Genomic DNA, 13,457 nt, shown 5'->3' on the forward strand with positions numbered 1-13,457 from the left:
AATGCTGCCCCAAAATGGCCGTCATTCCCACAACTGGAATGACGGCCATTTCACGTTAATACGATCTGTCAGGACTTGTCAGCTAAACGGGCTATCAAGCGACCCAACCTAATGTTGCAAATATTTCTTTATTAGTTTACTCGTCTAACTCCGCCTATTCCGCAGGGTCAGCGACGAGTCGGTCCCGTTGCCGGGCTTGCCAGCGCTTGTTCAGCTCCAGAACGGCGGTTGGGATAAGGGTTGCGACGAGGACGATCAGCCACGCGCTAGCTGGTAAGGTGACCAAGCTGAAGAAGTTGCGGAACGGTGACACGATTGCGATGGCTAGAACAACTAGAATCCCAATCAGTAAGCCGCGATTAAGCATTGGGTTGCGGGTAAACGTGTCCCGGCTCAGTGGCCGGCGATCCTTGATGGCATAAATATCAATCATTGACCCGAGCGCTAACACTAGGAAGACCATCGTCATCCCGATGGACGCTTGGTCATTCGCCAGTCCAAAACGGCCAAGCGCATAAATGCCAAGTGTCAAGACGGTAAAGGTCGCTGCTCGAACGAATAACCGTTGGCCTAAGCCACGTGCTAGGATACTTTCGTCATTAGCCACTGGCGGTTGTTGCATCGCCTGTGGTTCGCCCGGCTCTTGACTGATGAAGAAGCCTGGAATCCCATCCGCTAAAACGTTGATAATCAGCAGTTGTTCGGCCAATAGTGGTGCGCCCCAACCGAACAGCACGGCACCGACCATCAGGAAGATTTGTGCAAAGTTGACACCAACCAAGAATTCAACGGCTTTAATAATGTTCTGGTACACCGTTCGGCCTTCCTTGACCGCCGCAATAATCGTCGCAAAGTTATCATCCGTTAAGACCATGTCGGCGGCTTCCTTAGACACTTCCGTCCCGGTAATTCCCATGGCGATTCCCACGTCCGCTGCCTTCAAAGCGGGTGCGTCGTTCACGCCATCACCGGTCATCGCGACGGTTTTATTCAACCGTTGCCAAGCCTGCACGATGCGGATCTTATCACTCGGCGAGACCCGCGCGTACACGGCAATTTGGTCGATTTGTGCTTGTAATTCATCGTCACTTAACGCGCGTAATTCCTCACCACTCAGCGCCTTGAGACCGGGTGTTAAAATGCCAATCTCCGTCGCAATGGCCTTGGCCGTCATCAAGTGGTCTCCAGTAATCATGACTGGGAAGATCCCGGCATCTTTAGCGGCTTGAATGGCTGGAATCACTTCTGGACGAGGTGGGTCGATCAGTCCAATCAGCCCCGCCAGTTTCAAGTCAGTAGTTAATTCATCCCAGTCGGTCGTCGTCACTTCAGCGGGAATGACGCGATACCCAACGGCCAGGACACGTAAGGCGGCTTGGCCAAACGTATCATGGGCGGTTTGCCCCGCTGCCAGAGCCGCTTGGTCGTTCGCAAATGGCAGTCGGTCCCACGCCCCTTTCACGATCACGAGGCGTTGCCCATCGTCTAACTGGTGCACGGTCGTCATCATCTTCTTGGTCGAATCAAACGGGTCTTCTGCCAACCGGGGCATCGTCGTTTCTAGCTCCGGCCGTTCTAAATCATGTTGGGCCAACCAGCGGACAACTGCTAATTCAGTGGCATCCCCAATCGCTTGTTCTTCGCCATCGACCATGTTGATTTCTGCGTTAGTTGCTAATCCTAAATAGCGCATCAGCTTCTGGCCCGCTGACGTTAGGGATTCTTCAGTTGTCTGGATACCAGAATTTGGTGTCCAATACTTAGTGATCGTCATTCGATTCTGCGTCAATGTTCCGGTCTTGTCCGACGCAATCACGTCGACGCTCCCAATCGTTTCAACGGCACTCACGCGGCGCATGATAGCATTGCGTTCCGCCATCCGTCGTACCCCGTGCGAGAGGCTGATCGTGACAATAATTGGTAAGGTTTCGGGCACCGCCGCGACCGCTAGTGAGACCCCAATCATGAGGCTGTCCGCTAGACCTTGGTTCTGGACCCAGACGCTCAGGGCAAAAATGGTAATCCCACCTAAGACTGCAAATGTCGTGAGCCAACTCGAAAGGCGGTTCAACCGGCCTTGTAACGGGGTCGCCCGTTGCTTAGTCTTATTTAACAAGCCAGCGATTTGGCCCAGTTCGGTCGCCATCCCAGTCGTTAACACTTGAATCGTGCCCGTTCCAGCTGTCACCGCTGTTCCGGCAAAGACTTGACTGTCGTCCGTCAGTTCGGCGCCGTCTTGATAGGCGCTTTTTTCAACTGCTTCACTCTCACCCGTCAATACGGCCTCGTCAACCGCGAGATTAGTCGCCGTTAGCACGACCGCATCCGCGGGAACTTGGTCACCAGCTTTTAAAATCACTAGGTCGCCCGGAACAATTTCCGGTGCCGGGATCGTCTGCGTATCGCCATTGCGGCGCACCGTTGCAGTCGGCAGACTCATCGACTTCAACGCGGCCAGTGATTTTTCAGCTGAGGCTTCCTGGTATAACCCAATACAGACGTTGATCACTAAAATCGCGCCAATCACGATTGTCTTCGTCCAGCCCCCGTTCTGGGCTAACGCTAAGTAGGTCGCTAGGCCAACCGCAAATAAGAGCACGAGCGACGAGACGTCACTCATATGTTGCCAAATTTTCCGCCACAGCGGTACGGGACGCGCGGCCACTAATTCGTTTTTACCGAATTTAGTCGTCTGGGCCGTCACTACTGTGGTCGTTAAACCGGACTCGGGGGTAGGCTTAAATGGTGCATTCTGATAATTTTGCATCGTCTTGTCCTCCGTAATTCGATTATCGTTAACATTCGTCAACTTTAATGATAGCGGAAACATTTTGTCGTTTTACGCCCAAATTATGAAGAAGGTTTGAAGATTGGAACATGTGTGAACGAGCAGTCGGTTGGGTCCCACTAATTTCTCATCATTTACCCGTTGCTTACGTCCCCAACGGTTGTATCCATTAGCGCTACGACGTACTAAATCGTCACCGGCTTCAACATTAACGACCGGCAATCATCAAAAAAGATGAAGATTTATGTTCAAAATCAAGTTACCTGCCATGAATATTGTTATAATAGAACACAAATATTCCTTGGAGGCACGCTGTAATGAAAATCAAATTAATCTCAACAAGTGATGTGCATGGCTACCTAGCGCCGACAGACTACAGCAGTCGCGATAACGTCGCACCATTTAGCCTCAGCCGTGTCGCCACCGTTATTCAAGACTTGACCCGCGAAGACTCAAACGAGGTGTGGCCGATCGTTATCGATAACGGCGATTACGTGCAGGGCTCCCCGTTGACCTACTTCATTGCACGCCACCACCAGGAAGCGGCGCCGCTCTATTCCCGGCTAGCCAACTGCAACCACGTGCAGGCCGGTATTTTTGGCAATCATGAATTCAATTACGGGCTCGACTACCTCGACCTGTGTGAATCTAGCCGGCAATATCCGATGCTGGCAGCCAACATTCGCGATGACCACCACCGCACGCTTTTTTCCAAACCCTATACGATCCTCGAACGGGCCGGCGTCAAAGTGGCGATTCTCGGTTTAACGACTCAATTCGTCGCCCACTGGGAACAGCCGCACCACATCGCGGGGCTGCATTTCGATGACGTGGTCGCCACGGCCAAACGGTGGGTGCCCAAACTACGGCAACTGGCCGATGTGGTCGTGGTCGCTTACCATGGTGGACTGGAACGTGATCCACTCACGGACCACCCGACTGAACGAATGAATGGTGAAAATCGCGGCTCGGCCTTGTTAGCGGAAGTGCCCGGCATCGACGCGCTCATCACGGGTCATCAACACCGCCAATTAGCCGTTAAAGTGCACGGGGTTCCCGTCACTCAGCCCGGTATGAAGGGCGTGGCAGTCGGCATGATTACCCTGGACTTGACGTCCGAACATCAAGTTGCGACCAGTCACCCCGAAGTGATTCCAGTTGACGCGGCAGCACCCAATCCTCAAGCGATGGCGCTGATCGACCCCATCAATACCCAAATGGAAGATTGGCTCGACACGCCCTTGGGTCAAATCAACGGCGATATGCTAGTCCACGACCACTTAGACGCCCGTTTGCATAACCATCCGTACATCGACTTTATCAATCGCGTCGAAATGGCCGCAACTGGGACGGATATTGCTGCCACGGCCCTGTTTAACGACGACGTCCCGGGCCTTAAGCAACATGTGACGATGCGCGAAGTGATGAACAGCTACGTTTACCCGAACAAGTTGGCGGTCGAAGCGATTACTGGTGCAGACTTACGCGCCGCTCTCGAACGCTGTGCCAGTTATTTCATTTTGGAAGCTGGCCAAGTCCGCGTTAATCCGGAGTTCATGCACCCGAAGCTGCGCCACTATGTCTACGATGTGTACAGCGGCATCGATTACACCTTCGATTTGACTCGGCCCTTTGGTCAACGGGTCGTTCAACTCGATTATCACGGCACCCCGGTCACACACGACCAGCAATTGACCGTAACGCTGAACCATTACCGTGCGGGCGGTGGCGGCAACTATCCCATGTATCGCGGCGATAAAATCATTCGCCGGTTACCAACCGATATGACGGTGCTGATTGCGGATTACTTTGCCCAACACCCAGTCGTAACCGCGAAACAACCGACTAACTTTCAGGTCCGCTATTAGTTGAAGATATAAATACCACTAACTGCTACGGTTATCCCGGTGGCGCTCATTTGACAGCTGGCTGTTAACTAGCCGTAATCGCCTCACTGGCGGTTAAACCACTGATTCTTGTTTTAGCATTTTGACAGTAAACACCAACGACACCTAAACGTGATATCAGGCACGCTAAGCAGTTTTTTGGGAGGAATTGGTTTAATGGACGACTTAATCAAGGAAGGTAGATAGTGAGGACTGGTTTAATGAAAATCGATGACTTCATCAAGGAAGAATGTCAGAATTCCGATTTTAAAAAGAGTTTTGACATTGAACGCGGCAAACTTAAAGTTGCAGTTGCTGTCTATAACGCAAGAACCGATGCTGGACTAACCCAAGCAGCGTTATCCCAACTCGCAGGACTATCGCCAAAAACAATCGCAGCTATCGAACAAGGCGATAACGTCTCTTTTGATGACTTCTTTGCAATTATGAGCGTTTTAGGTAAAGAAGTTGAAATTAAGGTCCTTTAACACGCCAACCAGCAGCTGTGATCGTCGTCTCTAAACGTAAAATTTGGCAACGTAAAAAAATACTAAGCTTAACGGGCATATCAGTGATCCAGCCGGATGCTTTTATACCGTTAAGCTTAGTATTTTTAGTTTGTCTATTTCAGCTCATCCACACGTTACCGTCCTCAAACTAACTGCAGCGCCCACATAAACGCCCCCATTGTAATCGGGGCGATGATCGTGCTCAACATCTGTGTCGCCACGTATTCATCCGGCACGACTCGATTTTGGACCGCGAGCATCGTCGCAATCGTGGCCGTCGGAATTGCTAGGGTCACAATGACTAACTGTTGCGTCGGTAATGCAACGTGTCCGAGTACCATCAAGCCCCAGACAACTAGCGGTAAGCCGATGTTTTTCATGACCACGTTACCGACGACCGTCCGTGTCAAATGCCATGGCCGCGTCGTCAACAGTAATCCCAGGGCAAACAAGGCTACTCCGCCTGCCGCTTGCCCAAGTTCTGTAAAACTAGTCAGCCACGCACTCGGCAGTCGTAAGCCTAGTAAGTTCAAGCAGAACGCGCTAATTGGCGCCCAAACGACCGGCTGACGGCAGGCACTGCGTAACTTCTGCCAACTAGCTTGCCACCGCTGTTCGGCCGGTAAACCGCTCGCAAGCGTCAATAACAAGACGCTCAAGGGAACTTGTATCAAGTTCATGTACAGCCCACCCAGCGCAACTAGTAAGACGCTGATTTTGCCAAAGAGCACTAGCAATACTGAGACGCCCATGAACGGGATCGAAGGACTGGCAATCACCAGGCCGCGTAACGTCGCTACGTCTAGCGTTTGGTGCCGTAGCACTTGAAACGCAATCACCAGTGCCATGCCACCTAACATCCCCACGGCAAGCCATACCGCCACCGCGCGATTTTGTAGAATCGTCGCTCGTTTCAATGACAAGATTCCGCCAAACAGGCTCAGGGGCAAGGCATAGTGCATGACTAGCTGAATCAAAATATCGCTGGTACTTGGTGCGAATTGATGGCGCAGGCCCGCACCCACCCCCAGTCCGACCGTCACAATAATTGGTAAAATTGCTAAAATAAGCAGCATTTCACAGGCCCCCAATTTGAAGTAGTTAACTGAGTGTAACACAGCTGGCAGTGGCACTTGCCGCCACACTAGGCTTAAATGCCAGTCTGAACTAAACTTTCATAAGTTGTGGGCCGATCGCCGTTGTGATTATTAAGGACAGTCAAAACTCGGCTTCGGATTCCACGTAATTTGCTGGATTACGGGTGCCGGTTGAAAAATGAGTCGGTGACTCGTAATTTCTAATCAAACAAATCTGCAGCAATTCAAAAAGGACCTGCTTAAAAACAGGTCCAACTTAGACTACGGGCCGCTTACTTATCCTGTCGACGTTGATAGTCGTCAACATTAACCTCAACCAGCATTACGTTCTGATCATCTTGCGTTTTATTTGGCAACGCCCCGGATGCGGCAAAGCTTTGCCATCCTCCCGTAAATCCATGGCACTCAGTCCGATGAAGTCACGGGCCATCAAGATTGCGTTCGCCATGTTACGCCCTTGCGTGTATCCCTCAAAAGCCGGAATATAAACCTCGTATGGATAGTCTACATCTGTGTTATCATGCGTGATAACCACCGGGTAACTGACCGTCAAATCTTTTGCCATTATCGTTACGCCCTCGAATTCTAAATTTTCAAGAAACACTATTAGGCAATCTCTCTGTACATCCTTTTGAAGCCTGCGAACAGTCCAATTGTATTCGCGTTCACTACCGATAGCGACTGGTTGCGCACGCCTAAATGAGTTCCCATCAAAAAAGTGTCACCCCATCATCAGACATCCCGTCTAACAATGGTACGACACTTTCAATAAATTCTAATTAGAAGTTGACCTTATCAGGGTCGTTAGCAAGTCCAGCGACGCCGTGGAAGCCATCGATGACCTTCATATCTTCATCACTGATTTCAAAATCAAATAGTTCGGTGTTTTGTTGAATCCGATCAGCATGCACTGACTTTGGTAATGGTAAGAAGTCGTGTTGTAATGACCACCGTAACACAACTTGAGCAACGCTCTTACCATACTTGTCAGCCAAATCCTTTAATTCAGGAATACTGAAGATCTTACCAGTACCTAATGGACTGTAGGCTTCTGACAAAATGCCATGTTCGCGGTTGTAAGCCACGACTTCATCCTGCATGTCACTTGGGTTCAAGAAAATTTGGTTAACGGCAGGAACGACTTTGGCAGTCTTAAGCAGTGCATCTAAGTGCTTAGGACGGAAGTTAGAAACCCCAATTGCCCGGGCTTTCCGTGCCGTGTAAGCTTCTTCCATTGCACGCCAAGTGTCCGCGTCTAATTGTTCCCAATTGTCACGCATTGCAGCTGGGTTTGGCCAGTGAATCAAATATAAGTCCACGTAGTCTAACCCTAACTTTTCAAGCGACGTATCGAGTGCTTGCTTAGCGGCCTCATAGCCGTGGTCCGCATTCCATAACTTAGTCGTCACGAAGAGGTCTTCACGGGCAACGCCGCTATCAGCGATTGCCTTGCCAACACTTTCCTCGTTGCCATAAGCCGCGGCCGTATCAATGTGCCGGTAGCCGGCCTTTAATGCGGCTAATACGGAATCATAAGCGACCTGACCATCTGGTGTCTGCCAAGTCCCAAAACCAACGATCGGAATCTTAGTCCCATTGTTCAAGGTGTACGTATCGGTAAGTTTGGTCAATGCTGTCATCAAAAATGCCTCCATAATTTTATTTGCTGTTATAATTTTACCCATAATCAACCATTTCCGGCAAACATTCTGTTTCAAACTAATGACGATACGCAAAATTCGTGAGAAAATATAAACATTCTGATGTGGGGGGATTTTGATGCGCGATACGGCAGTCATGTTAAAAGCTACGTTACTAGCTGGCGCCATTTTGTTAGAAAATGGCGCTGAAATCAAACGAGTTGAAGATACGATGCAGCGGATCGCCACTAATGCCGGCCATCCGGATGCGCAGGTCTTCGTATTATTAACCGGCATCACCGTTTCCTTGCCAGATGATGCGACGAGTGAAGTCCGTGCCATTCATAATCGCGGCATGGATCTTGAAAAAGTGGATCAGGTCAACACCCTATCTCGACAATTCGCTAATCATGAGATTGATTTAGCCGAATTTTTTGCGGCATTGGAACGCGTCAATCAAGCTGTACCGACCTTCCCATTCAGCTGGCTGTGTCTGGCTGCCGTTGTCGTCAGCGTGCCGTTGATGGTGGCCTTCACTGGACAAACGGCCCCGGCCGACTTGATCACTTGTGGCTTGGCCGGGCTAGCAGGCTTTGCGGCCTTCTACTGGATCAATCGAGTGGGTTCGATTCGCTTCCTCAGTGAATTTGTCGGCGCGTTCATTATTGGCCTGATTACCTTAGTTGGTTTTTATCTCACTAACGGCCACTATCATCCGGATGCCATCATTATCGGCGCCGTGATGCCGCTAGTCCCGGGAGTCGCCATCACGAATGCCGTGCGCGACACGATGACGGGGAACTTACTGAGTGGCCCCGCCCGCGCTGTCGAAGCCGTCTTGTCGGCCTGCGCAATTGGGGTCGGTATCGCACTGACTTCATTTTTCTACTAAACGACGAGGAGGCGTCTTATGGCACACTGGCTTTTCACAACTGGATTGTTACAAATTATCTTAGCGTATCTCGCCACGGCCGGCTTTGGCGTGCTGCTCAACATTCCGCGGCGCGCCGTCAACCTCAGTGGTTGGGTCGGCGCTGCTGGCTGGTTCACGTATGAAGTACTCTATCACGTGCTGCCACTGGGTGTTGATGCCAAACTGGCCATCGGGAACCTCGTCGCAGCCATCGTGATTGGGGTCGCCAGCGGGATGGCTGCCCGCTATAAGCGAATGCCGATGATCATCTTTAACATTCCTAGTCTGGTACCACTGGTTCCTGGTGGTCAGTCTTACCGGGTCGTCCGCAACCTCGTGACGGGCCATTCGGACTTAGCTTACCAGTACTTCGTTCAAGTCGTCATTATCGCGGGCGTAATTGCGATCGGCTTTCTGGTCGCCGAATTCATCAATCGCCTGGCCTTACATTTCGCTTAATTTAAACTTAGATGTTACAGCAATCGGACGAAACCCCAGTTGGCGTTTCGTCCGATTTTGTTGTGTCGAGAGACATGACTGTCATCAAATGATAGCCACACTGCTTGATATGCTTAATTGCGGGGTGTCATTTAGTTATGTATAAAAATTCCGTTAGTTGCTAGTCGTAAAAAAGTGGCATGCCCTTACCAAACACCGACATGGAATGTAAGTTAATCAGTCGAATTTAGCTGGAATTTTTGGATTACTAACTGGTCCCATTTACAATAATAATCGTATTAAGCCAATGCTTTTGGACGTAACAAAAACATTAAAATGTAAGCGCTTATAAATACATTCAAAAAATCACTCAGGAAGATAGACGCGCTGCCATGACGAACCTTCACAACATCGCACATCGCTAAAAATCCGTCCACGAGGAGGCCTCAAAATGAACCCTAAATCGTATCACTTTATCGAATGGTGCTTAGCCGCATTGCTAACCATGATGATTCTCATCAATATTGGTTGGGGGATTTTTCGCTACGGCGGGACTTACTACTACATGAAAATAACGCGTCCCACTGGCACTTATCCCATCACGCTCCCGGTCAACGTCTCAGCTACTGGGTACCAGTATCAAGGATTGGCAACTAATTCCAAGGGTGAAAAAAGAACGATTCGTTTCCAGACGGTCGCTGCAGATCCAGCACCGTTCAAACGCGGGCAAATCGTCAGAATCACCTACAATCAGAGATATGGCGTCACCAACTATAAATTAGTGCACGCACGGCCTTAGTTTGTCATCATCTCAAATAGCTGTCGCAAATGACGGACATGCTAATTTATGTAATCCCTAGTGAACACAAAAATATGAGCAGATGACGTTATATCAGTGTCATCTGCTCATAGTCATTTCAATTGATATTGATTGTAGTTTGTTATTTTTGAAGCATCTCAGGCCAATACTTGCGGCTTATAATCGCTCTTTTCCCACTGGATCGCCCCAATCATCTTCGACTTGATGAGAATTATCAAAATAGTCGTCTAAATCAAAGCCAGCAAAGCGTTGCATCAATCTTGACGTTTCCGCTTGTGGCGAAATGACAATTTTACCATCCGCTACAGAAACTTGAACTAGCGTATTAATTGGGTTAACGATTCCAATTTCTTTGAGGAGTGACTTTGGCAGTCGAATGCCCTGCGAGTTGCCTAATTTGACAATTTTCGTGGATAATACCATTTCAATCAGCCTCACTTTCGATGACTATCTGCTTGCTATTTCACGTTGTGCCCCATTTTTAATGACTACGGATTCTGCCTGCGAAAAAATCCTTTCACTGGCGGCCACCCGCGCATTCAGTATACACCCTCCTGTACGTGCGACGTGAAAAGATGTATTCGCTATCAGCTTGGGCAATCACTTCGCTTAAGTTGGCTGAAGCTAAAAAAGCCAGCGACTGTTTGGAACCAGTCACCGGCCTTCATTTATTCATAATATGATGTCACTTCAAGCTGAGGCTTGCCGTGCTGACTTCCATCAAGCTGGCGGACAAACCCGGGCTTGCGTTTGCTTGCAAAGTACTAGTGGATCAACGTGAAGTAGCCAATCACGAGCACCCCTAGGACGATTCGGTACCAACCGAACGCCTTGAAGTCGTTTTTCTTGATGTAATCCAACAAGAAGCGAATCGATAAGTAGGCAACGACGAAGGAAACGATCACCCCAACGGCTAAGACAGCCCCTTGTAGACCGGCCAATGAACCACCGTGGGCGAAATATTTCACGAGCTTCAGTAGTGAGGCCCCAAACATGGTTGGAATCGCCATGAAGAACGAGAATTCAGTCGCCACGTAACGCGACGTTCCGATTAAAATCGCCCCTAAAATCGTTGCACCAGAACGCGATGTCCCAGGAATCAATGAAAGCAGTTGGAAACACCCGATGAACAGCGCCGTCGTATAAGGCAAGGTCCGGAGGTTCGCGAACCGTGGCGTTAACTGCTTGTTGTGGTTTTCAATCACAATGAACAGGATCCCATAAATAATCAGCGTGGCGGAAACGACCGCCCAGTTCATCAGATGTTCATCCATCCAATCGTTCAGCGGTAGGCCGACGATCACTGACGGAATCACGGCCAGTAAGACTTTGCTCCAGAGCACCCAAGTATCACGCTTTTCAGTTGTATTCTTGCGTGGTGACAACGGGTTGAGTTTGTGGAAATACAACACAACGACCGCCATGATGGCCCCTAACTGAATCACGACGTTGAACATATCCGTAAACTGCGTGGATTGTTGCATCTTAATGAATTCGTCAACTAGGACTAAGTGTCCCGTCGAACTAATAGGTAAGAACTCGGTGATTCCTTCTACGATCCCCAAGATTACCGCTTTAAAAATATCTAACACAATGGATTCCTTTCTTGTTGGCAAGGCTCATCAATTGATTGCCCGCTGCATAAAAAATTCCGACCATCCCCGATGGTTGGTATATCAACATTATAGCAAGCGTTCCCTCAAGATAGTAGCGTCCATGTGTAATTTTTTTGTAAAGGTCACCTCGACAGCGCTGCCAATGCCGTCTCAAAAGCGCTCTGAGTTTGGTCATCAAAACAAACAATCGTAATAGTCGTGACAGACTGTGCAGTCGTTTGCGCCGCCGTTTGTAGCGTTTTCAGTGCTAACGGCGCCGCTAATGAGAGCGGAAAATGATAAACACCCGTGCTGATCGACGGAAACGCGACCGTATGGCAGCCATTTTCCGCCGCTAAATTCAAACTATTGCGATAACTATTCGCTAATAATCGCAACTCGTCACGCTGGCCACCTTGCCAGACTGGCCCCGGTGTGTGAATGATGAATTTCGCTGGCAACCGAAAACCCGGGGTAATTTTGGCCTCACCAGTGTCACAACCGTGTAACGGCCGACACGCCGCTAGTAATTCCGGGCCCGCTGCGCGATGAATCGCCCCATCGACCCCGCCACCACCGAGCAAGCTAGTATTAGCGGCGTTCACGATCGCATCAACCGCCATTTTCGTAATATCGCCGTGAATCACTTTAATTACAGCCATTCTAATGCGCCCCCATAATCAAATTCACACTCGTCTGTGCCTGTTGCTTCAACTGAGCCCCACCAACGGCTTGTTTAGCCAACAACTGTAACCCACTGCGAACTTGCATCAGACTCGCAGCCGCTTCAGCCACCGTGGTCGGTAACGTTTGCGCTTGTGGCGCCAGTAAACTGACGAACCGTGTCTGCAGGTTGGCATAAATCGTTTGTAACTGGGCGCTCAAGGCTGCGTCCTGTGTTCCCAGCTCAGCCATCAAGTTGACCATCAAACAGCCCGCTGGCCACTGGTCACTTTGAAATGGCAGAAGGGCACAAGCCGCAATCAGTGCAGGTAAAGGTGTTTGGCGCGCTCGTTCCCGTTCAATCAACCGGTCGAGTTGTTCGTCCAATGTGGCTTGGTAACAGACTAGACTCCGCCTTAACGCGACGCGCTTACTGTGGTATTGCCGATAAAATTGCGTGCGGGACAACCCGGCAGCCCCAATCAAATCGTCCACCGTCGTCTGTCCATAGCCCACTTGCCAAAATTGAATCATCATTGCCTGATCTGCTTCTGATGAACCGTTAACACCCATGTGAAGACCTCCCTGAACTGCATTGTAACTCACTTAGTCAGCGACTAAATATTGAATACCGCGAATAATTGACCACAAATAGCTCGCAACGGCAACCAAGCCAAAGACCGCTAGTAACACGATGGCGAGCCAGCCACTGTTAGCCAAATTATCCATGTAAATTCCACTCACACCAAGAATGACCAGCATGGCGATGCCCAGAATCGTCGGCAGCAAGTGTAACCAGAACGCCCGTCCCGCGGCTCGATGGGCTTCCGGATTGGTACTCGTTAATAACCAGACAATTAATGGAAATAATACTGGTAGGAATAAAATACTTAAATAACTTAATGCATTGATTACGCGATTTTGGGTCATAATAATGGCCTCCCCCCTGTTTTACCCCGAGTATAGCGGAAGCTGGGGACTTCGGCAAATAATAAACAAATTATAAAGATAGTTAGAACTCTGCCAAGGTTGGCGTTTGACCGGCCTCGAATGATAGGGGTCTGCTATAATGATGATACGTACTAATGACGACCTGATGCTTGTTGCA

General features: G+C 49.7%; 14 protein-coding genes. 5 read left to right on the plus strand and 9 right to left on the minus strand.

All coding sequences use genetic code 11. The annotated features are described in order from the left end of the window. Nucleotides 1-154: 154 nt before the first annotated feature. Nucleotides 155-2,767, minus strand: a complete 2,613-nt coding sequence (locus KGF65_RS09350) for a cation-translocating P-type ATPase (RefSeq protein ID WP_216748085.1) — start codon at nt 2,765-2,767, stop codon at nt 155-157. Between the two features lie 338 nt (nt 2,768-3,105). On the opposite strand from KGF65_RS09350, the gene KGF65_RS09355 reads away from it, so the two are divergent. Together KGF65_RS09355 and KGF65_RS09360 are read left to right on the plus strand one after the other, a co-directional pair. Beyond that, a complete protein-coding gene (locus KGF65_RS09355; protein ID WP_101874172.1) occupies nt 3,106-4,656 on the plus strand; it encodes a bifunctional UDP-sugar hydrolase/5'-nucleotidase in 1,551 nt (516 codons plus the stop codon). A 239-nt stretch (nt 4,657-4,895) separates the two neighbouring features. Beyond that, the gene (locus KGF65_RS09360; RefSeq protein ID WP_101874173.1) at nt 4,896-5,162 is read left to right on the plus strand and encodes a helix-turn-helix transcriptional regulator; all 267 of its coding nucleotides are present in this window, start codon (nt 4,896-4,898) and stop codon (nt 5,160-5,162) included. A 164-nt stretch (nt 5,163-5,326) separates the two neighbouring features. Here KGF65_RS09360 and KGF65_RS09365 read toward each other — a convergent pair whose 3' ends face one another. The 3 genes from KGF65_RS09365 to KGF65_RS09375 all read right to left on the minus strand — a co-directional run bounded on the left by KGF65_RS09365 (nt 5,327) and on the right by KGF65_RS09375 (nt 7,920). Beyond that, nucleotides 5,327-6,259 carry an AEC family transporter gene (locus KGF65_RS09365; RefSeq protein ID WP_088770518.1) on the minus strand — a complete coding sequence of 311 codons (933 nt, stop codon included), beginning with the start codon at nt 6,257-6,259 and terminating at the stop codon, nt 5,327-5,329. Between the two features lie 343 nt (nt 6,260-6,602). Next, nucleotides 6,603-6,845, minus strand: coding sequence for a type II toxin-antitoxin system HicB family antitoxin (locus KGF65_RS09370; protein ID WP_101874174.1), 243 nt, complete (start codon nt 6,843-6,845; stop codon nt 6,603-6,605). 214 nt (nt 6,846-7,059) lie between these two features. Further along, a complete protein-coding gene (locus KGF65_RS09375; RefSeq protein ID WP_216748084.1) occupies nt 7,060-7,920 on the minus strand; it encodes an aldo/keto reductase in 861 nt (286 codons plus the stop codon). A 139-nt stretch (nt 7,921-8,059) separates the two neighbouring features. Here KGF65_RS09375 and KGF65_RS09380 point away from each other — a divergent pair, with 139 nt between their 5' ends. The 3 genes from KGF65_RS09380 to KGF65_RS09390 all read left to right on the plus strand — a co-directional run bounded on the left by KGF65_RS09380 (nt 8,060) and on the right by KGF65_RS09390 (nt 10,070). After that, nucleotides 8,060-8,812, plus strand: coding sequence for a threonine/serine exporter family protein (locus KGF65_RS09380; RefSeq protein ID WP_050338288.1), 753 nt, complete (start codon nt 8,060-8,062; stop codon nt 8,810-8,812). An 18-nt stretch (nt 8,813-8,830) separates the two neighbouring features. After that, nucleotides 8,831-9,292, plus strand: coding sequence for a threonine/serine exporter family protein (locus KGF65_RS09385; RefSeq protein ID WP_216748083.1), 462 nt, complete (start codon nt 8,831-8,833; stop codon nt 9,290-9,292). Between the two features lie 430 nt (nt 9,293-9,722). Continuing rightward, nucleotides 9,723-10,070 carry a YxeA family protein gene (locus tag KGF65_RS09390; protein WP_050338286.1) on the plus strand — a complete coding sequence of 116 codons (348 nt, stop codon included), beginning with the start codon at nt 9,723-9,725 and terminating at the stop codon, nt 10,068-10,070. Nucleotides 10,071-10,247: 177 nt separating this feature from the next. On the opposite strand, the gene KGF65_RS09395 is transcribed toward KGF65_RS09390, so the two are convergent. The 5 genes from KGF65_RS09395 to KGF65_RS09415 all read right to left on the minus strand — a co-directional run bounded on the left by KGF65_RS09395 (nt 10,248) and on the right by KGF65_RS09415 (nt 13,279). Then, on the minus strand, nt 10,248-10,514 hold the full coding sequence (locus KGF65_RS09395; protein ID WP_101874175.1) for an AbrB/MazE/SpoVT family DNA-binding domain-containing protein: 267 nt from the start codon (nt 10,512-10,514) through the stop codon (nt 10,248-10,250). 341 nt (nt 10,515-10,855) lie between these two features. Then, entirely contained in the window at nt 10,856-11,683 is an 828-nt protein-coding gene (locus tag KGF65_RS09400; RefSeq protein WP_101874176.1) for an undecaprenyl-diphosphate phosphatase, read from the minus strand. A gap of 146 nt (nt 11,684-11,829) precedes the next feature. After that, the gene (locus KGF65_RS09405) at nt 11,830-12,348 is read right to left on the minus strand and encodes an O-acetyl-ADP-ribose deacetylase (protein WP_101874177.1); all 519 of its coding nucleotides are present in this window, start codon (nt 12,346-12,348) and stop codon (nt 11,830-11,832) included. 1 nt (nt 12,349) lies between these two features. Next, the gene (locus KGF65_RS09410) at nt 12,350-12,922 is read right to left on the minus strand and encodes a TetR/AcrR family transcriptional regulator (protein WP_216748082.1); all 573 of its coding nucleotides are present in this window, start codon (nt 12,920-12,922) and stop codon (nt 12,350-12,352) included. 33 nt (nt 12,923-12,955) lie between these two features. Then, on the minus strand, nt 12,956-13,279 hold the full coding sequence (locus KGF65_RS09415) for a hypothetical protein (protein WP_003639981.1): 324 nt from the start codon (nt 13,277-13,279) through the stop codon (nt 12,956-12,958). Nucleotides 13,280-13,457: the final 178 nt, after the last annotated feature.

This window comes from Lactiplantibacillus sp. 30.2.29 (assembly GCF_018991255.1).
Classification (GTDB): domain Bacteria; phylum Bacillota; class Bacilli; order Lactobacillales; family Lactobacillaceae; genus Lactiplantibacillus; species Lactiplantibacillus pentosus.

Coding starts and splice junctions, on each gene's coding strand:
- KGF65_RS09350 (WP_216748085.1), bottom strand. CDS start 2,767: ATGCAAAATTATCAGAATGCACCATTTAAGCCTACCCCCGAGTCCGGT.
- KGF65_RS09355 (WP_101874172.1), top strand. CDS start 3,106: ATGAAAATCAAATTAATCTCAACAAGTGATGTGCATGGCTACCTAGCG.
- KGF65_RS09360 (WP_101874173.1), top strand. CDS start 4,896: ATGAAAATCGATGACTTCATCAAGGAAGAATGTCAGAATTCCGATTTT.
- KGF65_RS09365 (WP_088770518.1), bottom strand. CDS start 6,259: ATGCTGCTTATTTTAGCAATTTTACCAATTATTGTGACGGTCGGACTG.
- KGF65_RS09370 (WP_101874174.1), bottom strand. CDS start 6,845: ATGGCAAAAGATTTGACGGTCAGTTACCCGGTGGTTATCACGCATGAT.
- KGF65_RS09375 (WP_216748084.1), bottom strand. CDS start 7,920: ATGACAGCATTGACCAAACTTACCGATACGTACACCTTGAACAATGGG.
- KGF65_RS09380 (WP_050338288.1), top strand. CDS start 8,060: ATGCGCGATACGGCAGTCATGTTAAAAGCTACGTTACTAGCTGGCGCC.
- KGF65_RS09385 (WP_216748083.1), top strand. CDS start 8,831: ATGGCACACTGGCTTTTCACAACTGGATTGTTACAAATTATCTTAGCG.
- KGF65_RS09390 (WP_050338286.1), top strand. CDS start 9,723: ATGAACCCTAAATCGTATCACTTTATCGAATGGTGCTTAGCCGCATTG.
- KGF65_RS09395 (WP_101874175.1), bottom strand. CDS start 10,514: ATGGTATTATCCACGAAAATTGTCAAATTAGGCAACTCGCAGGGCATT.
- KGF65_RS09405 (WP_101874177.1), bottom strand. CDS start 12,348: ATGGCTGTAATTAAAGTGATTCACGGCGATATTACGAAAATGGCGGTT.
- KGF65_RS09410 (WP_216748082.1), bottom strand. CDS start 12,922: ATGGGTGTTAACGGTTCATCAGAAGCAGATCAGGCAATGATGATTCAA.
- KGF65_RS09415 (WP_003639981.1), bottom strand. CDS start 13,279: ATGACCCAAAATCGCGTAATCAATGCATTAAGTTATTTAAGTATTTTA.